The organism is Paracoccus jeotgali (assembly GCF_002865605.1).
Classification (GTDB): Bacteria; Pseudomonadota; Alphaproteobacteria; order Rhodobacterales; family Rhodobacteraceae; genus Paracoccus; species Paracoccus jeotgali.
This window is the reverse complement of sequence record NZ_CP025583.1, coordinates 2,584,262-2,610,663: the sequence shown is the minus strand read 5'-3', so window position 1 is coordinate 2,610,663 and position 26,402 is coordinate 2,584,262. Positions and strand designations below refer to the sequence as shown.

Here is a 26,402-nt window from a genome sequence, read left to right as displayed (position 1 = left end):
CGCGTCAAGATCGGTCATGCGCCGGGGGTTCCTTCGATCTTTTCGCGGCCATCGGTGGGGGCGCCGGCATCCTCGATCGCGTCCCAGATCGTCGTCGCGCACATGAAGCTGCGGCTGGCGATGCTGACAAAGACCAGCGCCACAAAGGCCCAGAAGGCCGGGCCAAAGCTGATCCGCGCCAGCCCGCCCACCTTGACCATGGCCACCCCGGTCCCGATGATGAAGATCTCGGCCATGGACCAGGGCTTCATCTGCTCCGACAGCCGAAAGGCGCGGGCGACATGGGCATAGGGCTTGCGGCCCCGCGCCAGCGGCAGCAGCGTATAGACCAGCAGCCCGGCCCGCGCCGCCGGCAGCCCGATGACCAGCACCAGCACCGCCAGCACCAGCGGCGCCAGCAGCCCGTCGGCGAAGGCCAGCGCCACCCCGAACAGCGAGGTGCCGTGCCCGAACCCCATCCGCGAGATTTCCAGAAACGGAAAGAACACCGCCGCCAGCACCAGCACCAGCGTCGTCACCGCCAGCGCGATGATCTGCGAAAACGCCCCCGCCCGTGGCCGGGCCAGCACATGGCCGCAGCGGATGCATTGCGCGGTCACGCCTTCGGGCAGTTCCTCCTCGACATGCAGGGCATCGCAGCGCGGACAGGCAATCAGCCCCGCGCCGGTCTTCAGGTCAAACTCGTCCTGCTGCAACATCGCGCCAGAATAGGGCAGGCGGGCGGCGCATCAAGCGGCGATCGCGGGCGCGGGTGACAAAGCCCCGTGATTGCGCCATGAATACGACAGTTCTTTCCCGAAGCGTTGGAGGCAGCATTGGACGCGGATTTCGTCATCATCGGCGCGGGCAGCGCCGGCTGCGTGCTGGCCAACCGCCTGTCCGCCGACCCCGGCACCCGCGTCCTGCTGCTCGAGGCCGGGGGCCGCGACAACTACCCGTGGATTCACGTCCCGGTCGGCTATCTGTATTGCATCGGCAATCCGCGCACCGACTGGTGCTATCGGACCGCGCCGCAGCCCGGTCTGGGCGGCCGCTCGCTGGTATATCCGCGCGGCAAGGTGCTGGGCGGATGCAGCTCGATCAACGGGATGCTGTATCTGCGCGGACAGGCGCAGGATTACGACAACTGGCGCCAGATGGGCTGCACCGGCTGGGGCTGGGACGACGTCCGGCCGCTGTTCCTGAAGTCGCAGGACGACATGGACGGCGACAGCGAACACCACCGCGCCGGCGGCGAGTGGCGCGTCGAAAGCCAGCGCCTGCGCTGGCAGGTGCTGGACGATTTCGCCCGCGCGGCGGCCGAGACCGGCATCCCGCAGATCCCCGATTTCAACACCGGCGACGCCGAGGGCGTGGGCTATTTCAAGGTCAACCAGCGGCGCGGGCGTCGCGTCTCGACCGCCGGCGCCTTCCTGCGCCCGGCGCTGAAGCGGCCCAACCTGCAGGTCCGCACCCATGTCCATGTCCGCCGGATCGTTATCGAGGGCGGGCGCGCGACCGGGGTCGAGCTGATCGACGACAACCGCCCCGAGGTGATCCGCGCCCGCAACGTCATCCTCGCCGCCGGGGCCATCGGCTCGCCGCAGATCCTGCAACTCTCGGGGATCGGACCGGGCGATCTGCTGCGCGAGCACGGCATCGGGGTGCTGCGCGACGCGCCGGTGGGCGAGAACCTGCAGGACCATCTGCAGATCCGCTGCGCCTGGCGGGTCGAGGGCGCCAAGACCCTGAACCGCATGGCCGCGACCTGGCATGGCAAGGCTCGAATTGCGGCGGAATACGCGCTGTTCCGATCCGGCCCGATGAGCATGGCGCCCAGCCAGCTTGGCGCCTTTGCCCGCTCGACCCCCGACATGGCGACGCCGGATCTGGAATATCACGTCCAGCCCCTGTCGCTGGACGCCTTTGGCGAGCCGCTGCACGATTTCCCGGCGATCACCGCCTCGGTCGTGCCGCTGCGCCCGGACAGCCGGGGCCATGTCCGGATCGTCTCGCCCGATCCCATGCAACCGCCTGAAATCTTTCCGAATTACCTCTCGACCGAAAGCGACCGGGTGACGGCCGCGAACGCCATTCGGCTGACCCGCCGGATCATGCAGGCGCAGCCCATGGCGCGCTATGCCCCGCAAGAATTCAGCCCCGGCGAGTGCGGCGACAGCGATGCCGAACTGGCCGAGGCCGCGGGCCGGATCGGCTCGACCATCTTTCATCCGGTGGGCACGGTGCGGATGGGTGCGGACCCGGACGCGCCGCTTGATCCGACGCTGAAAATGCGCGGAGTCAGCGGCTTGCGCGTGGTCGATGCCTCGATCATGCCGCGAATCGTGTCGGGGAACACCAACTCTCCGACCATCATGATCGCGGAAAAGGCGGCCGAGATGATCCTGCAGGAATTGCGCGGCATTTGATCTGTTAACTTGGAATTAGACGCCAAAGGGTAAAACTCGCCTCTGTCAAAGGAACGGAGGTGCGGGATGTCCAGCCGCAAGGGCAATGCGCCTGTGGTGATCAAACGGATCTCCGCAGAGCCAGAGGCAGGTCATCACGGCGGCGCCTGGAAGGTCGCCTACGCGGATTTCGTAACCGCGATGATGGCGTTCTTCCTGCTGATGTGGCTGCTGAACGCCACCACGGAACAGCAGCGCGAGGGGCTGGCCGATTACTTCAACCCGACCCTGATCCGCAGCAGTTCTGGCCAGGGCGGCGATGGCGAGACCGAGGGGCAGGGCCGCGGCGAAAGCGCCGAGACCGCCAAGGCGCTGAACCCGCTGGACGCGCTGCATGACCATATCCAGAACGAACTGAACGGCATCGGCGCCGAATCGATGCAGATGCAGAACATCCTGCGCCATGTCGTGACCCGCGTGACCGACGAAGGTCTGGTGATCCAACTGGGCGATCTGGTCGATCAGCCGCTGTTCGACGAGGACAGCGCCCAGCCTTCGCTGGCGCTGCGGCAATTGTCGGGGGTGGTGGCGCGCGTCATCTCGCGCACGCGCAACCAGATCGCCATTGCGGGGCATGTGAAATCCTATCCGGCGATGCTCAGCGGCTCACCGATGTGGGATCTGTCCTATCAGCGCGCCGATGCGGTGCGGCTGCTGCTCGAATCGCGCGGCCTGCCCCTGCAACGCATCCAGCGCGTCACCGGTCACGCCGACCGGCACGCCCTGCCCGCCGACCCTGCCGCCGCGTCCAACAACCGGATCGAGGTGATCCTGCTGAAATGATCGCCGGCGCCGGCGCGAATTAGGCTGATCTTAAGGTTTCTGGCGCAGTTTTCCTGAAACGACTCACATAAAGGGTGACTGGATGTCGATTTCGTCTTCGCTGAATGCCGGTGTGGCCGGTCTGGCGGCCAATGCGACCCGTCTGGCGACAATCTCGGACAATATCGCGAATTCCGGGACATTCGGCTACAAGCGGATGATCTCGGATTTCGAAGGCATGGTGATCAATCAGGCGCGCGGCGCGGGGGTCTATTCCGCCGGCGGCGTCCGGGCCTCGACCGCGCGGCTGATCGATCAGCGCGGGACGCTGGTGGCGACCTCGAACCCGACCGATCTGGCGATTTCCGGGCGCGGCATGCTGCCGGTGATCCCCTCGGTCTCGATGAACAGCCAGTTCGGTGACAAGCCGATGATGATGACCACGACCGGCAGTTTCCGCACCGACGCCAGCGGCGTGCTGCGCACCGACTCGGGCCTGGTGCTGCTGGGTTGGCCCGCCAATGCCGATGGCACCATTCCCCTGATGCCGCGCGACACCATGGGCGGCCTGCAGCCGGTGATGATCAACGCCAACCAGACCGCCGGCGATCCCACCACCCGCATGTCGCTGGGCATCAACCTGCCCGCCACCGGGACCGAGGCCGGCGCCCCCACCGATCCGCTGACCTCCAAGATCGAATATTTCGGCAATCTCGGCACCTCGCAATCGCTGAATGTCAGCTTTGTGCCAGACACCTCACATGCCAGCGGCATGTCGAACACCTGGACAATGCAGATCCGCGACTCGGCAACCGAGGACGACCCTGCGACACCAAACGACGAAAGCGTGATCAAGACGCTGACGCTGGTCTTTGCCAATGACCAGACCCGCGGCGGCACACTGGCGCAGGTGTTGGAGGGCGGCGGCGCGGCGCATCCCGACTATGATCCGGTGACTGGCTCGCTCGAGGTGCTCGTCGGGAGGACCTCGTCTTATCCAGGCGACCCGATGCGGATCACCATCGGCAAGCTGGGTGACCCCAACGGGCTGACGCAACTCGGCGACAATTTCGCGCCCACGAATATCTCCAAGGACGGCTCTCCCGTCGGTAACCTCACCGCGGTCGAGGTCGACGAGAACGGCTATATCCGCGCGACCTATGACACCGGCTTCATCCGGACCATCTACCAGATCCCGCTGGTCGATGTGCCGAACCCGAACGGTCTGACCTCGCTCAACAACCAGACCTATCAGGTCTCGCCCGAATCCGGCTCGTTCTTCTTGTGGGACGCAGGTGACGGCCCGACCGGCGCGGTCGTGGGCTATGCGCGCGAAGGCTCGACCACAGATGTCGCGGCCGAATTGACTGATCTGATCCAGACCCAGCGGGCCTATTCGTCGAACGCCAAGGTCATCCAGACCGTCGACGAAATGCTTCAGGAAACCACCAATATCAAGCGATAGGACCCGACAGATATGAGCATCGCGAACGCCCTCAACAACGCCGTCAGCGGCCTGACCGCAGCAGCGCGCGGGACCGAGGTCGTCTCTTCGAACCTCGCCAACGCGCTGACGCCGGGCTATGGGCGTCGCGAGCTCGAACTGTCGCCGCGGGTCAATGCGGGCAATGGCGGCGGCGTGCAGATCGCGTCGGTCCAGCGGATCGTCTCAAACGCGGTGCTCGCCGATTTTCGTCATTCCAGCGCGGCACTCGGCCAATCCAGCGCCCATCACGCCTTCTTCGCCAAGCTAGAGGCCAGCATCGGCCTCCCCGGAGAAACCGGCTCGCTGACCACGCTGATGTCCGACCTGTCCTCTGCGCTGACCAGCGCCGCCAGCCGGCCAGACAGCGAGATACGGCTCCAAGGGGTCGTGGACGCGGCCGGCGACATCGCGGGCAAGCTGCGGACGATCAGCGACTCGATCCAGGACAGCAGAAGCAGCGCAGATCGCCAGATCGCGGCGCAAGTGAAAAGCCTGAACGATGATCTGTCCGAGGTCGCGCGGCTGAACCAGAAGATCATCGCCGAGCGAGCCAATGGCCGCGACGACTCCTCGCTGAACGACGCGCGTCAGGCGGTGATCGACCGGATCGCGCAGATCGTCCCGATCCGGGAGCTCCCGAGGGAAAACGGCCGTGTCGCCATCTTCACCGCGGGCGGGCTCGCGCTGCTGGACAGCAACAAGCCGCTATCATTTGGTTTCCAGCCGACCGGCAAGCTGACCCCGGAGATCGACGAAAGCTCGGCTCTGCTCGGTCGGCTCTCAATTGACGGAGAGATCGCCTCTGCGACCCAGCTAAACCAGCTTTCGGGAGGGTCACTGATCGAACAGTTCCGCATCCGTGACGAATATGGCCCGGCCGCGCAGGCAAGGGTGGATGCAATCGCGCGGGAACTGCATGACCGCTTCGCCGACCCCACCGTCGACCCGTCAATCCTCGCCGGCGCGCCCGGCCTGTTCACCGACGCCGGGACCAGTTTAGACCCCAGCAAAGAGCAGGGCCTCGCCGCACGTCTGCGCCTCAACGCCAATATCGACCCCCGTCAGGGCGGAGAACTGTGGCGCGTGCGCGATGGGGTAAATGCGCTCGCGCCCGGCGAGGTGGGTAATTCGATAATCATCACCGGCCTCGCAACCGGGATGGACGAAGCCCGCCCCTATGCGTCCGGACAGGCGGCAATTTCCTCGGGCAATCTCCACGGCCTCGCCGCCGCAGTGATAACGGAAACCGGCACATCACGCCTGCGCAGCGAGGCGCGCAAGACGCACGACGCCTCGCTGCACGACTCGCTGCAGGGTGCCCTGTTCGCTGATGCAGTCGATAGCGACCGCGAGATGGAGATGCTGCTGCAGCTCGAAAAAGCCTATGCCGCCAACGCCAAGGTCATTCAGGCGGTCAATGAAATGCTCGACAATATTCTGAGGATCTGATCATGAACTTTGTCTCTGTCGGCGACCTGTCCCGCGCCTTCACGCTGCGCAACTCGAACGCCGCGCTCAGATCGGATATCCAGCGCCTGTCCAAAGAGGTGACGACGGGGGTCAAATCCGACATCCCGAAGCATCTGAACGGCGACCTGATCGGGTTGGCGGAAATCGAACATGGTCTGCGCCAGTCGCACAGCTTTCGTCGCGTCGGCGCCGAGGCCTCTGCAACTGGTGTTGCGATCCAGGCCGCCCTCGGGACGCTGCAGCAGATCGCCGACGATGCGGCGGCGCCGATGCTGTCCGGCGGCATGCTGGCCTCGCCGGCTAGCCTGCAGGTGGTCGCCAATACCGCACGCGACCAGCTTGGGTCAGCGATTGCGGCGGTGAACGGTTCCGCCGCTGGCAAATATGTGCTGTCGGGCGCGCAATCGATGACCCCGCCACTGGTCTCGGCAGAGGCGCTGATGGCGCAGGCGCTTACCGTCGTTGCGGGCGCCAGCACGGCGGCTGAGGTGTCGGACAGGCTCAAGGTTTTCTTCGACGCGCCCCCGGGGGCTGGGGGGTTCGCAGACCAATCCTATCGCGGCTCGCACCAGCCGGCGCCCGAGTTCCTGCTCGATCAATCCTCGACGGCACGGTTCGATCAGACGGCCAATGACCAAGGCGTTCGCGATGTGCTGCGCGGAATGGTGCTTGGTGCCCTCGCCGCTGACGGCACACTGACTGGCAACCACACCGAGCAGTCAAAGTTGATGGACGACGCCGCTTTGGCGCTGACGCAGGGCAACACGCATCTCTCGGTGGCGCGATCCGAGGTGGGGATGACGCAGCAGCGGATCGAGCGCACGACGCAGCGGCTCGACAGTCTCGCGACGCATCTGGGGATCGAGCGGTCGAACCTGATCAGCGCCGACAGCTATGAGGCAGGAAGTCATCTGGTCCAGGCGCAGACGCAGCTCGAGGCGCTGTTCGCACTCACCTCGCGCCTGTCGAACCTCAGCCTGGCGAAGTTCCTGTGAGGCTGGTGGTCATCCTGATCCTGATGCTGGGATCGGCGCTGGGTAGCGTGAATGCCGCGACCGTGCGCCTGAAGGATGTCGTGGCCTTCGACGGGGTGCGCGGCAACGATCTGGTGGGCTATGGTCTGGTGGTGGGCCTGAACGGCAGCGGCGACAGCCTGCGCAACGCGCCCTATACCGAAGACATGATGGTCACCCTGCTGGAGCGGCTGGGCGTCAATGTCAGCTCTGACCAGTTCCGTCCGAAAAACGTGGCGGCTGTCATGGTCACGGCGGTCCTGCCGCCTTTCGCGCGGGCCGGGGGCCAGATCGACGTGACGGTGTCGGCCATTGGCGACGCGCAGAGCCTGATGGGAGGAACGCTGGTGATGACGCCGCTGAGCGCGGCCGATGGGGATGTCTATGCGGTCGCGCAGGGTTCGGTCATCGCCGGTGGGGTGGCCGCTCGCGCTGAGAATGCCTCGGTTGTGCAGGGCGTCCCGACGGCGGGTTCGATCCCGTCGGGTGCGCGAATTGAGCGCGAGGTGAATTTCGATTTCTCGACACTGCGCAATATCAGGCTGGCGCTGAAGCAGCCTGATTTTACGACGGCCGCCCGGATCGAACGAGCTGTTAACGCGAGCGGTGTCGGTCGCATTGCGGCAATGGTCGATGCAGGGACGGTGGCGCTAGATCTCGCCGGTCGCGACGACAATCCGGCGCGGCTGCTGAGCCAGATCGAGAATATCCTGATCGAGACTGACGGACGAGCGCGGGTTGTCGTTGATCATCGCTCCGGGACGATCGTCATGGGCGAAGATGTACGCGTGTCTCGCGTTGCCGTCTCTCAAGGCAACTTGACCCTGCGCGTCCAAGAGACGCCGGTCGTGTCGCAGCCCAATCCGTTTGCGGACGGAGAAACGGTGACCATTACGGAGAGCGCGGCCCAGATTACCGAAGAGGCAGGGATTGGATTTGCCGAGGTTCAGGGAGGTTCGTCGCTGTCGGATGTGGTGGCGGGGCTCAACGCCTTGGGGGTGTCGCCGCGCGATCTGATCGATATTCTGAAAGCAATTAACGCGGCGGGTGCGCTGCATGCGGAGCTCGTGGTGAATTGACTGTGATCAACAGGAGTTATCGGCGCGTGAGCTGAGTCAGGTTTGCAAGGTGACGGGTTAAGTTCGTTGCGGTGAGCGGCGGTAGATGAGCAGCGGCGCTGCGCAATGGATCGCGAATGTCGGTGCAGAGGTGACCTGGTTAACGAGATGAAGGGGCTGCTTCAGTAAAGCAGGTTAACGGCGCACCCTCGCCCGCCCGATGGAGCCTTGGGGCTATGACCGAGAGCTAGAAGTCTGACCAGCGTCACAGCCGCACCAAGAACTGTCTGATGGGGTTCAGATGCAGCAGATGCTCGAAGACGTGGTCATGAATGGTGGTCAAAGCATAGGCGAAGGGGTGAGAAACACCGCCGCCATCAGCCGCCGCTCCTCCTTCCTCGGAGATCAGATCGTCACGTTCAGCGCGCCGCCGTCCAGCATCAGGTTCTGGCCGATGATGAACCGGGCCTGCTGGCTGCAGAGGAACGCGCAGGCGGCGCCGAAGTCGGACGGGTCGCCATAGGTTCCGGCGGGGATGGTCGACTGACGCCGGGCGCGGGCCTCTTCGATCGAGATGCCGTCGCGGGACGCAATGCCGGAATCGAGGCTGGCGGCGCGGTCGGTCGCGTGCAGGCCGGGGAGGAGGTTGTTCACGACCACTCCCTGCGGCGCCACGTCCCGCGACATGCCGGCGACAAAGCCGGTCAGGCCGGTGCGGGCCGTATTCGACAGGCCGAGGATCGCGATGGGCGAGCGGACGGCAGCCGAGGTGATGTTGACCACGCGGCCCCAGCCCTGCTCGATCATTCCCGGTACGCAGGCCTGCATCATCGCCACCGCCGACAGCAGATTGGCGTCGATGGCGCGGATGAAGTCGTCGCGCGTCCAGTCGGTCCAGTGGCCGGGCGGGGGGCCGCCGGCGTTGTTCACCAGAATGTCGACCGAACCGGCGGCGGCCAGCAGTTTTTCACGCCCGGCCTCGGTCGTGATGTCGCCAGCGACGGGGATGACCTCGACGTTCCAGCGGTCGGCGATGTCCCTGGCGGTCTGGTGCAGGGCCTCTTCGCCGCGCGCGTTGATGACCAGCGACACGCCCTCGGCGGCGAGCGCCTCGGCGCAGCCCCGGCCCAGACCTTTCGATGCCGCGCAGACGATGGCGCGTTTGTCCTTGATGCCCAGATCCATCCGGCCCTCCTGTTTTGCTTCGGCCGCAGCGAAGCCTGAACGCGCGGAAATGTCCAGCCGCCGCAGCCCGCTGGCCGCCGGCGGGTCAGTCCGAGGTCGCGAGTGCTGCAGCACGATCCGGCGCCGCGTGGCGCCGGAACAGCCCGATGCCCAGCAGCGAGAACAGGATCGCCACCAGCGGGTTCATCCAGTTCAGCAGCGCCCAAGGCGCATAGTCCACCACGCTCACCCCCAGCGTGGTGGCGAAAAAGGCGCCGCCGGTGGTCCAGGGGATCAGGCCGGTGGTCAGGGTCGCCCCCTCTTCCAGCGAGCGCGACAGCACCCGCCGGTCCACACCGCAGTCATCATAAGCCGGGCCGAACAGCTGCCCGCCGAGGATGATCGACATGTAGGCCTCGCCCATGGTCATGTTGCCGACCAGACAGCCCGCGATGGTCGCCGTGACCAGCCCGAAGGCCGAGCGGACGCGGCGGACGATGGCGCCGATCAGCACCTGCAGGAAGCCAAAGACGCTGAGGATCCCGCCAAGCGCCAGCGCCATCAGCGCCAGCGACAGCGTCCACATCATCGAGACGATGCCGCCCCGGCTGAGCAGATTGTCGAGCGACTCGATCCCGGTCTCGCCGCTGCCGCCGCCGTAAAGGGCGTTCAGCACCGCGACCGGATCGGCCCCCTGCATGAAGATCGCCAGCAGCGCGGCCATGGCGGCGGCGGCGATCATCGCGGGCTCTGCCGCCACCTTCAGCGCGATCAGGACGATCATCACCGCAAAGGGCAGCAGGCACAGCAAGTTGATGTGATACAGCCCCTGCAACGCCTGCATCAGCGCCGCCAGCCTCTCGGGCGGCAGGGTGTTATCGGCGTATCTTGTGTTGATCAGCGCGAAGACCACCAGCACGAGGATCAGCGTCGGGATCGTCGTATAGGTCATCGACCGGATGTGGCCATACAGATCGACCCGCGCCGACATCGCGGCGAGGTTGGTCGTGTCCGAGACCGGCGACATCTTGTCGCCGAAGGCCGCGCCCGAGACGATGGCCCCGGCGACGATGGGCAGCGGGATGCCGATGGCCTCGCCGATGCCGATCAGCACGATGCCGGCGGTGCCGACCGTGCCCCAGCTTGTGCCGGTGGCGATCGACATGAACACGCACAGGATGGTCGCAGTGGGCAGGAACACGGCGGGCGAGATCATCTGCAGCCCGTAATAGATCAGCGCGCCCACCGTTCCGGCCTGAATGAAAGCCGCGATCAGCACCCCGATCAGGATGAAGATGTAGATCGCCGGCAGCGCCCCCGCGATGCCGGTATTCATCGCCGCCCGGATCGGCCCGAAGCCCTCGCGATACAGCAACCAGGCGCTGAGCGCGGCGATGGTCAGGCAGATCAGCATCAGGCCGTGAAGGCTGGCGTTCAGCCCGAACAGGCCGACGCCGATCACCATGACGATGGCGCCGAAGGTCAGGGCGGCGTGCAGGAAACTGGGCTGTCTGTCGATGGCGTCACCTCTGGCGGTTCGGCGGTTGGGGGGTGCAACCGCCTGTTTCGCGGCAGGATATGCAGACTCCGCGCCGCCGCCCAGAGCAAAAACCGCCGGTCGCCGGTTTTCCGGCAGGGTCGCCGGCCCCAGCGTCAACGCGTCTTGCCACGACCGGAACGCGCCGCCTACTCTCGACCCAACGCAGCCACCGCCCGACACCGGCGCCCGGACCTGACGCAGCCGCGTCACCCGCGCCCATCGGCCAACCCGTCAGGACCAGACCATGACCATCACCTATCTCAAGCGTGGCAAGCCCGAGACCGAGCGGCAGGAGGAGGACGCCCGCACCAGCGCCGTCGTCGCCACCACGCTGGCCGATATCGAGGCGCGGGGCGATGCCGCCGTTCGCGAGCTGAGCGAGAAGTTCGACAATTACGCCCCCGCCGCCTTCCGCCTGTCGCAGCCCGAGATCGACGCGCTGATCGCCGAGCTGTCCCCGCGCGAGCTCGCCGATATCAAGTTCGCGCAGGAACAGGTGGTCCGCTTCGCGCAAGCGCAGCGCGACTCGATGCAGGATATCGAGGTCGAGACCCTGCCCGGCGTCATCCTTGGGCACCGGAACATTCCCGTGCAGTCGGTTGGCTGCTATGTGCCGGGCGGCAAGTTTCCCATGGTCGCCTCGGCCCATATGTCGGTGGCGACGGCCAAGGTCGCGGGCGTGCCCCGCATCGTCGCCTGCACGCCGCCCTTTCAGGGCCGGCCCAATCCGGGCGTGATCGCCGCCATGCATCTGGGCGGCGCGGATGAGATCTATGTCCTCGGCGGCATCCAGGCCATCGGCGCCATGGCGCTGGGGATCGAGACCATCGAGCCGGTGCATATGCTGGTCGGCCCCGGCAACGCCTTTGTCGCCGAGGCCAAGCGGCAGCTTTTCGGGCGAGTCGGCATCGACCTGTTCGCCGGGCCGACCGAGACCATGGTGATCGCCGACGACACCGCCGCCGATCCCGAGCTTTGCGCCACCGATCTGCTGGGTCAGGCCGAGCATGGCTATAACTCGCCCGCCGTGCTGGTCACCAACTCCCGCCGCCTCGCCGAGGGCACGCTGGCCGAGATCGAGCGTCTGCTGACGATCCTGCCCACCGCCGGCACCGCCGGGGTGTCGTGGCAGGATTACGGCGAGGTGATCCTCTGCGACACGCATCAAGAGATGCTGGACGTGGCCAACGACATCGCGCCAGAGCATGTGCAGGTGATGACGGACCGCGATGACTGGTATCTGCAGAACATGCACTCTTACGGCGCGCTGTTCCTCGGGCCGCGCACCAATGTCGCCAATGGCGACAAGGTCATCGGCACCAACCACACGCTGCCGACGAAAAAGGCCGGGCGCTATACCGGCGGGCTATGGGTCGGCAAGTTCCTGAAGACGCACAGCTATCAGCGCATCACCACGGACGAGGCGGCGGCGATGATCGGCGCCTATGGCTCGCGGCTGTGCCTGCTGGAGGGCTTTGTCGGCCATGCCGAGCAGTGCAACATCCGCGTCCGACGCTATGGCGGGCAGGACGTGCCCTATGGCGGGGCGGCGGAGTGATGGTGGATCGCAGGGTTCCGGGCCGAAGCGGCCTTGACGCCAGCTTTGGACAAGGGCTGGACGATCCCACCTGCGCGCTGCACACCCATATCCCAGCCCGACCCGCAGGAGCCGCCGCATGACTCCACAGCAGCCCATCAGCTTGCCCCGCACCCCGTCCTTTCGTCTGGACGGGCGCGCCGCAATTGTCACCGGCGCCTCGTCCGGCATCGGGCAGGCCGCCGCCGTGGCGCTGGCCGAGGCGGGCGCCCATGTCGTCTGCGCCGCACGGCGGCTGGACCCGCTGAACCGGATGGTCCAGGCGCTGCAGGCCAAAGGGCTGTCGGCCGAGGCGCTGGCGCTGGACCAGACCGACCTGTCGGCGCTGCAGAACGCGCTGCAGAGGCGGCGCTTCGACGTGGTGGTGAACTCGGCCGGGCTGGCGCGCCACACGGCGGCGACCGAGACCACGCCCGAGGATTTCGACGCGGTGATGGGCGTCAACCTGCGCTCGGCCTATTTCCTGTCCACACTGGCGGCGAAAGAGATGATCGCGGCGGGACAGCCCGGCTCGATCATCCATATCGGCAGCCAGATGGGCCATGTCGGCGGCATCGACCGGGCGCTGTATTGCGCCACGAAACACGGGCTGGAAGGTATGGTGAAGGCGATGGCCGTCGAATGGGGCCCGCGCCGCATCCGCATCAACACGCTGTGCCCGACCTTCATCAACACGCCGATGGGCGCGCAGACCCTGCAGAACCCCGAACGGCGCGCCTGGATCGAAAGCAAGATCAAGCTGGGTCGGGTGGGCGAGGTCGAGGATATCATGGGCGGCATCGTCTATCTCGCCTCGGACGCCTCGGCGCTGATCACCGGCACCGCGCTGATGATCGACGGGGGCTGGACGGCGGAGTGATCGTGGTGGGCAGGCCAGGAATGGCTGACCGTCGCTGCGCCCGGCGTTGAGGGGCCGGTAACCCTCGGGACCAGCCGCTTAATCTTCACCGACGGCGCCACGCGCCGACCGCCCGCGGCCTCACCTGAACCCCAGTATTTTCCGGAAAAATCATAGAAAGCTTCAAGTCTTTCCGGTTTCTCGCAACACCCAGCGGCGCGTTAACCTCTGGCTCCGGGCCGCTTTTGCGCGGTCCGGGCACTAAGGGGGAGAAAATAGTTGGTTTCAAATTCTTACATCGACGCGCCGATTCGGCCCGAGGATGAGCGGCTGGGCCTTGCCGCCAACGTCGTTTACGGGCTGCAACATATTCTGACCATGTATGGCGGGATCATCGCCGTGCCGCTGATCATCGGGCAGGCGGCCGGGCTGAACGCCGACGATATCGGCCTGCTCATCACCGCCTCGCTTTTCGCCGGCGGCGTGGCCACGATCCTGCAGACCATCGGTCTGCCGTTCTTCGGCTGCAAGCTGCCGCTGGTGCAGGGCGTGTCCTTCGCCAGCGTCGCCACGATGATCACCATCTCCGGCAATGGCGGCATTCAGGCGGTGTTCGGCGCGGTCATGGCGGCCTCGTTTCTGGGGCTGCTGATCACGCCGGTCTTCGCCAAGGTCACCCGCTATTTCCCGCCGCTGGTGGCGGGCATCGTCATCACCACCATCGGCATCACGCTGATGCCGGTCGCCGGCCGCTGGGCCATGGGCGGCCGTCCCGACGCGCCCGATTTCGGCAGCCCGGCGAACATCATGCTGGCCGGCGTCACGCTGGCCATCGTGCTGCTGCTGAGCAAGGTCGGCAACGCCACCATCTCGCGCCTGTCGATCCTGCTGGCGCTGGTGGCGGGGACGCTGATCGCCTATGTGACCGGGGCCGCGGATTTCTCGCGCGTGGCGCAGGGGCCGATCATGGCGCTGCCCGATATCTTCCACTTCGGCTGGCCGACCTTCAGCATCGCGGCGACGATCTCGATGTTCATCGTCATCGTGGTGATCCTGGTCGAGACCTCGGCGGATATCTTCGCGGTGGGCGAGATCGTCGGCAGCAAGGTCGATTCGCGTCGTCTGGGCGACGGCCTGCGCGCCGACATGCTGTCGAGCATGCTGGCCCCCGTCGTCGGCTCGTTCAGCCAGAGCGCGTTTGCGCAGAATGTCGGCCTGGTCGCCATCACCGGCGTCAAAAGCCGCTTCGTCGTGGCGACGGGCGGGTTGATCCTGGTCATTCTGGGGCTGCTGCCGGTGCTGGGGCGCGTGGTTGCGGCGATCCCGACCCCGGTTCTGGGCGGCGCGGGGGTGGTGCTGTTCGGCACCGTCGCGGCCAGCGGCATCCGCACCCTGTCCAAGGTCAGCTACAAGAACAACATGAACCTGATCATCGTCGGCACCTCGATCGGGTTCGGGACCATTCCGATCGTGCTGCCGACCTTCTACCACCAGTTCCCGGTGTGGTTCGAGACGATCTTCCATTCCGGGATCAGCTCGTCGGCGCTGATGGCGATCGTGCTGAACCTGCTGTTCAACGAATGGGCGGCGGGCAACCCGGACCAGCCCTCGGTCTTCGGCGCGGCGACCGAGCGGATGCTGCGCTATGCCGACATCGCTGAATTGCGGGACGGCGACTATATGCTGGACGGCAAGATCTTCGACGCCGAGGGCAAGGAGGTGACGCTGATCCCCGGCGACGCGCATTGAGCGAAGGCGGGCCGTGGCGCGGGGGCGCGCGGCCCGTGGTGGGGTGGGTAATTCGCTGACGTCGAGAAGCGGCTTTGTCGTGGTGGCGTGTGAGATTCGGGTGAGTGGCGCGGTCGATTGATGCCGCCGCGTCCACCGGAAGCCGCACCGCTTGGTGGAACGGGCCAGACAGATGCCCAAGCGAATGGGCTTGCTTGCCCCCGCGCGACCCTTGCCAGTCTCATCCAGGTCCGCGCCCTGTCTGCGCTCCGCCTCGGCTGGATTCACCTTTCATCCGCAGCGGGAGCGAGCACCGCCAGCCCTCTGCCCGGCGGGCGCGCCAGAGCCAGCAGCAGCGCGTCGAATTCGGGCAGCGTCTGGCGCAGCCCCAGCCGCGACAGGGCCTCACCCCTGATCGCGTCACGGTCGAACGCCCCGCGCCGCACATCGTCAACGGCCAGCGCCAGAGCATCGGCCCATGCGCCGGGCCGCTGCTCGACCCGCCGCAGGCCTGGCACATGATCAGCCGCCATATCATCGGCAACCCCTGCCGCCGCGAGCACCGGCAGCCCCATCGCCGCCCCCGCCAGCACCGCCCAGCGTGCTTCGCCCGCTCTGCCGTCCTCCGGCACCAGCATCAGGTCGAATGAGGCCGCCTGCCGCCGCAGCCATGGGATCAGGACCGGCGCCTCGGCAGCGGGCTCCAGCCGCTCGGCCCAATCCGGCAGCGGTTCGGTGTCGGGCGAAATCACGCCCACCCGGAAGGCAGGATCATGCCGCGCGACCTCGGCCACGGCCGTCGCAATCGAAGCGAGACCCCTTCCCAGACACAGCGCCCGCACCATCCCGTCCCGCTCCCGCGCCGGCAGCGTTCCGCGCCAGGCGCTGTCGTCCAGCCGGTCGGGCAGCAGCGTTGCGTTGGCGTTCCGCGCGCGCAGCGAGGGCAGCGCCGCCGCGCTGGCGGTGGTGAGGGTGGCGGCGGTGTCGATCAGGGGATGCGGAGACGGCGCATCCTCGACATGCAGCAGATAGCGGATGCCGCGCTGTTGCATCAGCGGCAGCGCCCCTGCCGCCGCGCCGTCCGTGATCACGCCGTCGATCAGGTCATCCCGCAGGGCTTGGACCAGATCACTCGCGGTCATGTGCAGAAACAGGCAGGGCCGGTGATCGGCGTTGACCGTCCGCATGGCGAGGGGCGAGTCCTGCGCGTCGGGGCCAGCGTCGGTAACGACGGCGAGCAGCGGTCGGGGATCGCGATTGCCGCCCAGGTGGCGATAGACTTCGCGCCAGGCCGAGGCGAGCAGGCCGAGACGGTGGTCTTGCTGCGGGGCTGAGTTGGCGTGCGGCAAGACTTCTGCCAACGGTTCAGGAACCGTGAACACCGGCACCGTCAGCGACCACGGCACGGGCGCGGCGGTCAGGACCGCATCGCTGGCGCGGGCCAGTTGTTCCGCGCCGGAACCTGTTGGACCCTCCACCGACAGAACGACCGTGACACCGCGTTCGCGGGCAAAGTGCTGCAAGGGCAGGCTGTCCACGGTGGGATCGAGCAGGTGCAGGATGTCGGGCAGGATCTCCTCAAGCCAGTCCTGCAGCGCGGCGTCGCGCTGCGCGGCCGAGCCTGCCTCGGCCATCCAGCTATGCGTCTCGATCCACCGCCCGCCCTGCCACCTGTGCAGCGCGATCCGTTCCGGTTCCTGCGCCAGAACCCACGGCTCCATAGCGTCCTCCAGCGTCTGCGCCAGCCGATCCGATACCCCACCCTTCACGTGAAACAATACCCTCGGCCGCCCGGCCCGCGCGTCATTGCAATCCCGCAGCGCCAGCGCGGCGCGGTGGCGGGCGATCGCGATCTCGGCCCCGTGCGAGAACACCCGCACCGCCTGCCCATAGTCGGGATAGCGCGCCGCCAGCGTCTCGCGCCCGGCCTGCATCAGCGCCGCCTTGCTGTCGCCAAAGCTCTTCGATCCGGCGTGGAAGACATAGCTGCGGTCGTCGATCACATGCCGCCAGCCGGCCCGTCCGGCGCGCATGGAAAAGTCGTTCTCCTCGCCATAGCCGCGCGGGAAGGCTTCGGCGTCGAAGCCGCCGATCTGGTCCAGACAGGCGCGGTTGATGAACATGCAGAACCCGTTCCCGGTCGGGACCAGCGGGTAAAGCCCCAGCGAGCGGGCGCGGAAGGCGCGGGCAAAGGTGATCTCGTCCACGCCCGGCGGCAGGTCGTTCTGGTCCCCCTTGCGCGGGGCCGAGAACGCCCCGGCGCGGTCGGACATGGGCGTGACGGTGGCGATCCGGGGGTGGGAGGTGGCGGCGCGCAGCAGCCCATGCGCCCAGCCCGGCGTGACGCGGGCATCGCTGTTGAGCAGGATCGGATGCTTGCGCCCCACCGCCTCCAGCCCGCGATTGACGGTGCGGGTAAAGCCCAGATTGCGGGGATTGGTCAGCACGCGGATGCGGGGATCGGCCGCCGCCTGGGCGAGACGCGGCGCGATGCGCGGGTCGGTCGAGGCATCGTCAATCAGCAGGATCTCGATCTCGGGCGGGGTGTGGCGCTGCAGGCGCGCGATGCAGCGGGTGACGTCGTCATAGGCGTTGAAGACGGGGACGATGATCGCGGCCTCGGAGGTCGGGACCGGCGCGGTCCGGTGGCGGGGCGGGCGGTTGCCGCCGGCGGTGATGCTGCGGGTCAGATGGGTGCCGTCGGGGAAGCTGGCGGTCAGCGCGTGTTCGCCGGGTTCCAGCCAGTCGAGCAGCAGCGGACAGGCAAAGCCGCCATGCGGGCGCGGCTGGCCGTAAGCGTCGGGCGGGCCGGGCAGATCGTTGCGGATGGTGGCGAGCGGCAGGCCGTCCAGCCAGATCTGGATCTGAAAGCGGCGATCCGGCGCGGCGCGATCCAGCGCCCAGCCGCTGAGAAGGTGGGGGGTAAGGTCGTCCAGAGCGGCCTGAATATCGGGATAGCCGCTGGTGTCCGGGGGCGGGGCGGGGTGCGCCGGGGGCGCGAGCATCTGCGGGGTGATGGGCTGGCGGACCAGCACCTCTCCCGTGTTGGTCTGCCGCAGCAGGACGGTGCGCCCGGCCAGATCGCGCGCGGCCTCCGCCGGCAGATCGCAGGCAAAGCCGTGGCGCCCGCCGCCGATCCCGGCCTGCAGCAGGTCGCGGCGGAACAGCCCGGCGTGGATGCCCGCCACCGCCAGCACGCCGTCGATCAGCAGATCGACCGTCACCGGCCCGTCGCCCTGCCGCGCCTTGACCCAGCCCTGCACCTGGCCCCCAAGGAGACGGTCGATATGCCCGCTGGAGGCGAAGGGCGGCGCGGGCCTGGGGCGGAGCAGACGGGACAGAAGATTGCGGGGCATGGTCAACTCCGTCCAGATGGGGCGGCGGCAGGGCGTCCGGACCCCAGCAGTATCGGCGCGCCGGGCCGCCGACAAGCCGCGCGCCCGAAGCGGCTTTGCCCGACCGCGCCGCGGCACTATACTGCGCCCGACCACTGCAGGACCGCGCCGATGACCGACACCGACCCCACCCCCAGCCCCGAACGGCGCCCGCGCGGACGGCCGCGTGGCTGGGGCGACAGCGTGGCGCAGAACCGTATCAAGTCGCTCGACCGCGCCATGGCGGTGTTCGAAACGCTGAGCGAGGGGCCGGGCCGCAGCCTCGGCGCGCTGGCGGCCGAAACCGGACAGTCGCCCGCGACGCTCTATCGCATCCTGCTGACGCTGGAAGGGCGCGGGCTGGTCGAGTTCGACCCCGCCGGCCAGCTTTGGCAGATTGGCGCACGGGCCTTTGTCATCGGGTCGCGCTTTCTGCGCCGGACCAGCCTTGCCGAACGCGCCCGTCCGATCCTGCGCGCGCTGATGGAGGAAACCGGCGAGACCGCCAATCTGGGCATCGCGCATGAAGGCGGCGTGCTGTTCATCGCGCAGGTCGAGACCCATGCCAGCATCCGAGCCTTTTTTCCGCCCGGCACGCTGTCGCCGCCCCATGCCTCGGGGATCGGCAAGGCGCTGCTGGCCTGGATGGCGCCCGACCGCCGCCAGCGGCTGCTGAGCCAGATGGGGCTGGAACGCTTCACCCCGCGCACCCTGACCGACCCCGCCGCGCTGGAGGCCGAGCTGGATCTGGTGCGGCAGCGCGGCTATGCCGTCGATGACGAGGAACGCAATATCGGCATGCGCTGCATCGCCGCCCCGGTGCCTGACAGCCAGGCCGAGATGGTGGCCGGGCTGTCGGTCTCGGGGCCGACCAGCCGGGTGACGCCGGACCAGATCGAGCGGCTGAGCCGGGCGGTGATCGCGGCGGCCACGGAACTCAGCCTCGCCATCGGGGGCGAGCCGAAGCCCGCAGCGGAGGGTTAGCGGGCGGACAGGGAAAGGCCGACAGGGTCTTGACCTTACAACGGTTGGAAACCTTATGTGAGAGGCCGACCCCACTGTCGCGCATCTCAAGGAGACGGCAATGAACGCCCCCGCCCATCCGAAAACCCCCTCAACTGCGGCCTCTGCCAGCCCTGCGGCCCCGCTGACCCTGCCGATTCGCGGGATGAGCTGCGCGTCCTGCGTCGGGCGCGTCGAAAAGGCGCTGCGGGCGGTGCCGGGCGTGGGCGAGGTGGCGGTGAACCTCGCAACCGAAAGCGCACATGTGACGCCGGACAGCGCGCTGGACCCCGCCCAACTGATCGCCGCGGTCGAGCGCAGCGGCTATGCCGTCCCCGCCGCCGAGGTGCAGCTTTCGGTCGAAGGCATGACCTGTGCGTCCTGCGTGGGCCGGGTCGAGCGGGCGTTGCAGGCGGTGCCGGGCGTGACCTCGGCGCGCGTCAACCTCGCCACCGAACGCGCCACGGTCGAGGGCATCGCAGACCCCGCCGCGCTGATCGCTGCGGCGGAACGCGCGGGCTATCCCGCCACCCCGGTCGTCAGCGGCGCCGACACCCGCGACGATGCCGATCGCCGCCGCGAGGCCGAGGCCGCCGCCCTGCGCCGCGACCTGACCATCGCTGCCGTGCTGACGCTGCCGGTGTTTCTGCTGGAAATGGGCGCCCACATCTACCCGCCGCTGCATCACCTGATCGCCCGGACCATCGGCACCCAGACAAGCTGGTATCTGCAACTGGTGCTGACCACGGCGGTACTGTTCGGGCCGGGGATGCGGTTCCTGCGCGCCGGGCTGCCGGCGCTGCTGCGCGGGGCGCCGGACATGAACTCTCTGGTCGCGGTGGGGACGCTGGCGGCTTATGGCTATTCGCTGGTTGCGACCTTCGCGCCGGGGCTGCTGCCCGCCGGCACCGTCAACGTCTATTACGAACCCGCCGCTGTCATCGTGACGCTGATCCTGCTTGGCCGCCTGCTGGAATCGCGCGCCAAGGGCCGCACCTCGCAGGCGATCCGGCATCTGGTCGGGCTGCAGCCCCGCACCGCCCGCATCCGCCGCGACGGCGAGAGCATCGAGGCCGGTATCGACAGCGTCCGCACCGGCGATCTGATCGAGATCCGCCCCGGCGAGCGCATCCCCGTCGATGGCGAGGTGATCGAGGGCGAGAGCTATGTTGATGAATCCATGATCTCGGGCGAGCCGCTGCCGGTCGCCAAATCCGCCGGCGCCATCGTCACCGGCGGGACGGTGAACCAGACCGGCGCCTTTGTCTTTCGCGCCACCGCCGTCGGCGGCGCCACGGTTCTGGCCCAGATCATCCGCATGGTCGAGGCCGCCCAGGGCGCCAAGCTGCCCATCCAAGCGCTGGTCGATAGGGTGACGATGTGGTTCGTGCCCGCGGTCATGGCGGCGGCGGCGCTGACATTCGCCGTCTGGATGCTGTTCGGCCCGACCCCGGCGCTGGGGTTCGCGTTGGTCAATGCGGTCGCGGTGCTGATCATCGCCTGCCCCTGCGCGATGGGGCTGGCGACGCCGACCTCGATCATGGTCGGGACCGGCCGCGGGGCCGAAATGGGGGTGCTGTTTCGCAAGGGCGAGGCGCTGCAACTGCTGCGCGACGCCAAGGTCGTGGCCTTCGACAAGACCGGCACCCTGACCGAGGGGCGGCCCGCCCTGACCGACCTCGACCTCGCCCCCGGCTTTGACCGCGCGCCGGTTCTGGCCGCCGTCGCGGCGGTCGAGGCGCGGTCCGAACACCCCATCGCCCGCGCCCTGCTGGACGCCGCCGAAGCCGGGGGGCTGACCCTGCCCGAGGTGACCGAGTTCAACTCGATCACCGGGCATGGCGTGGCGGGACGCATCGGGGCGGACATGGTCCAGATCGGCGCGGATCGCTTCATGGTGCAGCTTGGGCTGGATGTCTCGGGCTTTGCCGCGACGGCCGAACGGCTGGCGGCCGAGGGGAAATCGCCGCTTTACGCCGCGATCGGCGGGCGGCTGGCGGCGATCATCGCGGTCGCCGACCCGATCAAGGACAGCACGCCCGACGCCATTGCCGCGCTGCATGATCTGGGGCTGAAGGTCGCGATGATCACCGGCGATAACGCCCGCACCGCCCGCGCCATCGCCGACCGCCTTGGCATCGACGAGGTGGTGGCCGAGGTGCTGCCGGACGGCAAGGTTTCGGCCCTGCGCGAGCTGCGCGAGGGGCATGGCCGGATCGCCTTTGTCGGCGACGGCATCAACGACGCCCCCGCGCTGGCCGAGGCCGATGTCGGCATCGCCATCGGCACCGGCACCGACATCGCCATCGAGGCCGCCGATGTGGTGCTGATCTCGGGCAGCCTGTCGGGTGTGCCGGCGGCCATCGCGCTGTCCAAGGCGACCATGGCCAATATCGGGCAGAACCTGTTCTGGGCCTTCGCCTATAACACCGCGCTGATCCCGGTCGCGGCGGGGGCGCTGTATCCGGCCTTTGGCCTGCTGCTGTCGCCGGTCTTTGCCGCCGGGGCCATGGCGCTGTCGAGCGTCTTCGTGCTGGGCAACGCCTTGCGCCTGCGCGGTTTTCAGGCGCCGGTGCAGGGCTGAGAGGGGGCAGGCGATGAATATTGGCAAGGCCGCAGAGGCGTCGGGCATCTCGGCCAAGATGATCCGCCATTACGAATCGACCGGGCTGATCCCGCCCGCCGCGCGCAGCGCCTCGGGGTATCGCGATTATGGCGCCGCCGACATTCACCGGCTGCGCTTTATCCGCCGGGCGCGCGATCTGGGCTTCTCGGGCACGGAGATCGCCGATCTGCTGGGACTGTGGGGCGATCAGTCGCGCCACAGCGCCGAGGTCAAGGCCATCGCCCGCGCCCATATCGAGACCCTGCAGGCCCGCATCCGCAGCCTGCAAGAGATGACCGACACGCTGGAAGACCTCGCCGCCGCCTGCCATGGCGACCACCGCCCCGACTGCCCGATCCTGAACCGGCTGGAAAGCGACGCGCCGGATGAGGATCTGACCCTGCGCCCCCGGCGGGGTGCGGTTCGCGGGTGAGGCGCGGCGGGTCGTGTCGGGCGGTTCGTCAAGGTGAGGTTGACGCTTGGCAGCAACCTTGACAGCAGCGTTGACCCAGATTGACGTCCCGCTGACCTGTCATGGGCGCGTCTGACCTGTCCGATAGCGCCCTATCGCGGCATATCCCGCCCGTCACCTGCCCCTAATCCCCGGCGACCGGGCAGACCGTCACCTCGGTTCCCCAGTCGCGGCAGCGGTCGGCCAGCGGCGCGGGCAGGGGCAGGTCGGTGAACAGCCGGTCGATCTCGGACAGGCTCGCGATCCGCGCCGGGGCCGAGCGGCCCAGCTTGGAATGATCCGTCACCAGGATGCTCTGCCGCGCCTGCCGCAGGATCGAGCGGCTGACCCGCACCTCGGCCAGATCGTAATCCAGCATGTCGCCGTCCAGATCCAGCGCCGAGGTGCCGATGATGGCGTAATCGACCTTGAACTGCTCGATGAACTGGGTCGCCAGTTCGCCCACCAGACCGCCATCGGAGCGGCGCAGCGCGCCCCCCGCGACCATGATCTCGCAGCCCGGATTGGCGGCGAGGATGTTGGCCACGTTCATGTTGTTGGTGATGACGGTGATGTTGGAATGTTTCAGCAGCGCATGGGCCACGGCCTCGGTCGTGGTGCCGATGTTCAGGATCAGGCTGGAATTGTCGGGAATCGCCTCGGCGCAGGCCTGCGCGATGGCGGTCTTGGCGTCGGAATGCAGCCGCCGCCGCGCCTCGTAACCCAGATTGACCATGCCCATGCGCGGCACCGCGCCGCCATGGACCCGGTCCAGCAGCCCGGCCTCGGCCAGATCGCCCAGATCGCGCCGGATGGTCTGCAGCGTCACGTCGAAGCGCTGCGCCAGATCGTCGACCAGCACCCGGCCATCGGCCCGGGCCAGTTCCAGGATCTCGTTCTGCCGGATGCTGAGCGCCATGTCGCCACCTCGCCTTGTCTTCGTAAATCGTGACCCAGCGGAAACGCGCCTTCAAGCGCAAATCCATGCCGCGGATCAGATAAATCGCCCGAATATGCGCCGCGATGCAGCGTCAAAATGTTCGCTTGTGCTAAAAACGAACATTTGCGAATGATTTTCCTTGACCGGCACGACGAATGGGCTAACGCTGTCTGCCATGGCATCTGCGTTCGACGGGGGCAATGTGACCGACAGGGCGGCAAGCGGAATTTCGGACCTGTTCGTGATCGGCGGCGGGATCAATGGCTGCGGGATCGCGCGCGATGCCGCCGGGCGCGGGCTGTCCGTGGTGCTGGCCGAGCAGGGCGATCTGGCGCAGGGCACCTCGTCCGCCTCGACCAAGCTGTTCCATGGCGGGCTGCGTTATCTTGAGTATTTCGAGTTCCGGCTGGTCCGCGAGGCGCTGGAAGAGCGCGAGACCCTGCTGACCGCCATGCCGCATATCAGCTGGCCGATGCGGTTCGTGCTGCCCTATTCGCCCGATATGCGGTTCGAAAGCGACACCCCGACCTCGCGTCTGCTGTCGCTGGTCATGCCGTGGATGAAGGGCCGCCGCCCGGCCTGGCTGATCCGGCTGGGGCTGTTCATGTATGACAATCTGGGCGGGCGGAAGATCCTGCCCGGCACGCGCAAGCTGGACCTGCGGACCGACCCCGCCGGCAAGCCGCTGAAGCCGGGCTTCCGGCTGGCCTATGAATACAGCGATTGCTGGGTGCAGGATTCGCGGCTTGTGGTGCTGAACGCCCGCGATGCCGAGGCCCGCGGCGCGACCATCCTGACCGGGACCGAGGTGATCGAGGCGCGGCGCGACAACGGCATCTGGCTGATCGCCACCGACGGCCCGAACGGCCCCGCCACCTATCGCGCCCGCGCGCTGGTCAATGCCGGCGGGCCTTGGGTCGCGCAGGTGGTCCATGACGTGGCCCATATCGACACGCGCGAGGGCGTGCGGCTGGTGCGCGGCAGCCATATCGTGACGCCGCGGCTTTACGACCATGACCGCAGCTATTTCTTTCAGGGCACCGACGGGCGGATCATCTTTGCGATCCCGTACGAACAGGACTTCACCCTGATCGGCACCACCGATCAGGACCATGACGGCCCCCCGTCCGAGGCCTATTGCACCGATGAAGAGCGGGACTATCTGTGCGATTTCGCCAGCCAGTATTTCGCCCGACCGGTGACGGCGGCGGATGTGGTCTGGACCTTCTCGGGCGTGCGGCCGCTTTATGATGACGGCGCGAAATCGGCCACCGCCGCGACGCGGGACTATGTGCTCAGCATTGACGAGGCTGGCGGCGCGCCGCTGCTGAACGTGTTTGGCGGCAAGATCACCACCTATCGGCGGCTGGCCGAAAGCGCGCTGGCGCGGCTCGCCCCGCATTTCCCGCAGGCGGGCGGCAAGTGGACGGCGGGCGTGCCCCTGCCGGGCGGCGATTTCCCGGTCGACGGGGTGGCCGACCTGATCGACCGGTTGCGGCGCGACTATCCGTTCCTGACCGAGGCGTGGGCCACGCGGCTGGTCCGCAATTACGGGACCGAGGCGCGGCTGATCCTGGGCACGGCCACGACGCCCGCCGATCTGGGCCCCGATTTCGGCGCGACCCTGACCGGGGCCGAGATCGACTGGCTGATCTCGCGCGAATATGCGCGCGGCATCAATGATATCCTGTGGCGCCGGACCAAGCTGGGGCTGCATCTGACGCCCGCGCAGGTCGCGGCGCTGGACGACTATCTGACGCAGGCCCTGCCCGCGCGGGCGGCCGGGTAACGACACGGGTGCCGGACGCCATCTAAGGCGGCTGGCAAAGGGAGGAGGCGAGGGAATGACGCTGCAACTGCAGGGCGTATCGCGCGTGGTCGCGGGTCGGGTTCACATCCACCCGACCAGCCTCAGCCTGCAAAATGGCACGATGAACGTCCTGCTGGGGCCGACCCTGTCGGGCAAGACCAGCCTGATGCGCCTGATGGCCGGGCTGGACCGGCCCGATACCGGGCGCATCCTGTGGGACGGCGTCGATGTGACCGGGCAGCGGGTGCAGGATCGCGGCGTCGCGATGGTCTATCAGCAGTTCATCAACTATCCCGGCCTGACGGTTTATGAAAACATCGCCTCGCCGCTGCGGATCATGGGCCGCCCGCGGGACGAGATCGACCGCAAGGTGCGCGACACCGCCGAAATGCTGCGCCTGACCCCGATGCTGCCGCGCAAGCCGCTGGAGCTTTCGGGCGGGCAGCAGCAGCGTTGCGCGCTGGCCCGCGCGCTGGTCAAGGGCGCGGGGCTGGTGCTGCTGGACGAGCCGCTGGCGAACCTCGATTACAAGCTGCGCGAAGAGCTGCGGGTCGAGATCCCGCGCATCTTCGAAGCCTCGGGCGCGATCTTCGTCTATGCCACCACCGAACCCGAAGAGGCGCTGCTGCTGGGCGGCAATACCGCGACCCTGTGGGAGGGCCGGGTGACCCAGTTCGGCCCGACGATGCAGGTCTATCGCCAGCCGCAGGACGCGGTGACGGCGCGGGTCTTCAGCGATCCGCCGATGAATTTCGCGCCTGCCAGCCTGCAGGCGGGCCAGTTGCGGCTGGACGGGGTGGCCACGCAGGCGAGCGCGCCGGCGGGGGTGCCCGACGGCAGCTATCGCGCCGGGTTTCGCGCCAATCACCTGCGTCTGTCGCGTCACGCCGAAAGCGCCATCGCGCTGGATTGCCTGCTGAACGTGACCGAGATCACCGGGTCCGAGACATTCCTGCATGTCACCCGGGGCGACGACCGCTGGGTGGCGCTGGTCGACGGCGTGCACGACCTGCCCCGCAAACAGCCGGTGACGCTGTGGCTGGACCCGGCGCATGTCTATCTGTTCGACGATGCGGGCCGGCTTGCCGCGCCCGCCGCCTATGCGAGGGCTGCCTGA

19 protein-coding genes are annotated in these 26,402 nt (G+C 67.7%); 14 read left to right on the top strand and 5 right to left on the bottom strand.

The window, feature by feature from the left end; genetic code table 11:
- Nucleotides 1-14: 14 nt before the first annotated feature.
- Entirely contained in the window at nt 15-698 is a 684-nt protein-coding gene (locus tag CYR75_RS12645; RefSeq protein ID WP_101500360.1) for a paraquat-inducible protein A, read from the bottom strand.
- A 117-nt stretch (nt 699-815) separates the two neighbouring features.
- On the opposite strand from CYR75_RS12645, the gene CYR75_RS12640 reads away from it, so the two are divergent.
- The 6 genes from CYR75_RS12640 to CYR75_RS12615 all read left to right on the top strand — a co-directional run bounded on the left by CYR75_RS12640 (nt 816) and on the right by CYR75_RS12615 (nt 8,257).
- Nucleotides 816-2,408 (top strand): GMC family oxidoreductase, encoded by a 1,593-nt coding sequence (locus tag CYR75_RS12640; protein ID WP_101500359.1) that lies wholly within the window; start codon nt 816-818, stop codon nt 2,406-2,408.
- Between the two features lie 66 nt (nt 2,409-2,474).
- Nucleotides 2,475-3,230 carry a flagellar motor protein MotB gene (locus CYR75_RS12635; protein ID WP_101500358.1) on the top strand — a complete coding sequence of 252 codons (756 nt, stop codon included), beginning with the start codon at nt 2,475-2,477 and terminating at the stop codon, nt 3,228-3,230.
- A gap of 82 nt (nt 3,231-3,312) precedes the next feature.
- Nucleotides 3,313-4,674 (top strand): flagellar hook protein FlgE, encoded by a 1,362-nt coding sequence (locus CYR75_RS12630; RefSeq protein WP_101500357.1) that lies wholly within the window; start codon nt 3,313-3,315, stop codon nt 4,672-4,674.
- Nucleotides 4,675-4,686: 12 nt separating this feature from the next.
- Nucleotides 4,687-6,144 (top strand): flagellar hook-associated protein FlgK, encoded by a 1,458-nt coding sequence (flgK, locus tag CYR75_RS12625; RefSeq protein ID WP_101500356.1) that lies wholly within the window; start codon nt 4,687-4,689, stop codon nt 6,142-6,144.
- A gap of 2 nt (nt 6,145-6,146) precedes the next feature.
- Nucleotides 6,147-7,160, top strand: a complete 1,014-nt coding sequence (locus CYR75_RS12620) for a flagellin (RefSeq protein ID WP_101500355.1) — start codon at nt 6,147-6,149, stop codon at nt 7,158-7,160.
- A 23-nt stretch (nt 7,161-7,183) separates the two neighbouring features.
- Nucleotides 7,184-8,257 carry a flagellar basal body P-ring protein FlgI gene (locus tag CYR75_RS12615; protein WP_404825375.1) on the top strand — a complete coding sequence of 358 codons (1,074 nt, stop codon included), beginning with the start codon at nt 7,184-7,186 and terminating at the stop codon, nt 8,255-8,257.
- A 384-nt stretch (nt 8,258-8,641) separates the two neighbouring features.
- Here the strand turns inward: CYR75_RS12615 and CYR75_RS12610 are convergent, their stop codons facing one another.
- The gene (locus CYR75_RS12610; RefSeq protein ID WP_101500353.1) at nt 8,642-9,421 is read right to left on the bottom strand and encodes an SDR family oxidoreductase; all 780 of its coding nucleotides are present in this window, start codon (nt 9,419-9,421) and stop codon (nt 8,642-8,644) included.
- A gap of 85 nt (nt 9,422-9,506) precedes the next feature.
- A complete protein-coding gene (nhaC, locus tag CYR75_RS12605) occupies nt 9,507-10,865 on the bottom strand; it encodes a Na+/H+ antiporter NhaC (RefSeq protein WP_101501044.1) in 1,359 nt (452 codons plus the stop codon).
- 319 nt (nt 10,866-11,184) lie between these two features.
- Here nhaC and hisD point away from each other — a divergent pair, with 319 nt between their 5' ends.
- From hisD to CYR75_RS12590, 3 genes are all read left to right on the top strand, one after another.
- Nucleotides 11,185-12,498 carry a histidinol dehydrogenase gene (hisD, locus tag CYR75_RS12600; protein WP_101500352.1) on the top strand — a complete coding sequence of 438 codons (1,314 nt, stop codon included), beginning with the start codon at nt 11,185-11,187 and terminating at the stop codon, nt 12,496-12,498.
- A 118-nt stretch (nt 12,499-12,616) separates the two neighbouring features.
- On the top strand, nt 12,617-13,396 hold the full coding sequence (locus CYR75_RS12595; RefSeq protein WP_101500351.1) for an SDR family NAD(P)-dependent oxidoreductase: 780 nt from the start codon (nt 12,617-12,619) through the stop codon (nt 13,394-13,396).
- A 258-nt stretch (nt 13,397-13,654) separates the two neighbouring features.
- A complete protein-coding gene (locus tag CYR75_RS12590) occupies nt 13,655-15,124 on the top strand; it encodes a nucleobase:cation symporter-2 family protein (protein ID WP_101500350.1) in 1,470 nt (489 codons plus the stop codon).
- 263 nt (nt 15,125-15,387) lie between these two features.
- Here the strand turns inward: CYR75_RS12590 and CYR75_RS12585 are convergent, their stop codons facing one another.
- On the bottom strand, nt 15,388-18,459 hold the full coding sequence (locus CYR75_RS12585; protein WP_101500349.1) for a glycosyltransferase: 3,072 nt from the start codon (nt 18,457-18,459) through the stop codon (nt 15,388-15,390).
- A gap of 150 nt (nt 18,460-18,609) precedes the next feature.
- On the opposite strand from CYR75_RS12585, the gene bhcR reads away from it, so the two are divergent.
- The 3 genes from bhcR to cueR all read left to right on the top strand — a co-directional run bounded on the left by bhcR (nt 18,610) and on the right by cueR (nt 22,517).
- Nucleotides 18,610-19,461, top strand: coding sequence for an HTH-type transcriptional regulator BhcR (bhcR, locus tag CYR75_RS12580; protein WP_101500348.1), 852 nt, complete (start codon nt 18,610-18,612; stop codon nt 19,459-19,461).
- A gap of 184 nt (nt 19,462-19,645) precedes the next feature.
- A complete protein-coding gene (locus CYR75_RS12575; protein WP_264080923.1) occupies nt 19,646-22,063 on the top strand; it encodes a heavy metal translocating P-type ATPase in 2,418 nt (805 codons plus the stop codon).
- A 13-nt stretch (nt 22,064-22,076) separates the two neighbouring features.
- The gene (cueR, locus tag CYR75_RS12570) at nt 22,077-22,517 is read left to right on the top strand and encodes a Cu(I)-responsive transcriptional regulator (protein WP_101500346.1); all 441 of its coding nucleotides are present in this window, start codon (nt 22,077-22,079) and stop codon (nt 22,515-22,517) included.
- Nucleotides 22,518-22,680: 163 nt separating this feature from the next.
- On the opposite strand, the gene CYR75_RS12565 is transcribed toward cueR, so the two are convergent.
- Nucleotides 22,681-23,454 carry a DeoR/GlpR family DNA-binding transcription regulator gene (locus CYR75_RS12565; protein ID WP_101500345.1) on the bottom strand — a complete coding sequence of 258 codons (774 nt, stop codon included), beginning with the start codon at nt 23,452-23,454 and terminating at the stop codon, nt 22,681-22,683.
- A 196-nt stretch (nt 23,455-23,650) separates the two neighbouring features.
- Between CYR75_RS12565 and glpD the strand changes: the two genes are divergently transcribed.
- Nucleotides 23,651-25,264: a glycerol-3-phosphate dehydrogenase gene (glpD, locus tag CYR75_RS12560; protein WP_101500344.1), complete on the top strand. Its 1,614-nt coding sequence runs from the start codon at nt 23,651-23,653 to the stop codon at nt 25,262-25,264.
- 55 nt (nt 25,265-25,319) lie between these two features.
- Nucleotides 25,320-26,402, top strand: a complete 1,083-nt coding sequence (locus CYR75_RS12555) for an ABC transporter ATP-binding protein (protein WP_101500343.1) — start codon at nt 25,320-25,322, stop codon at nt 26,400-26,402.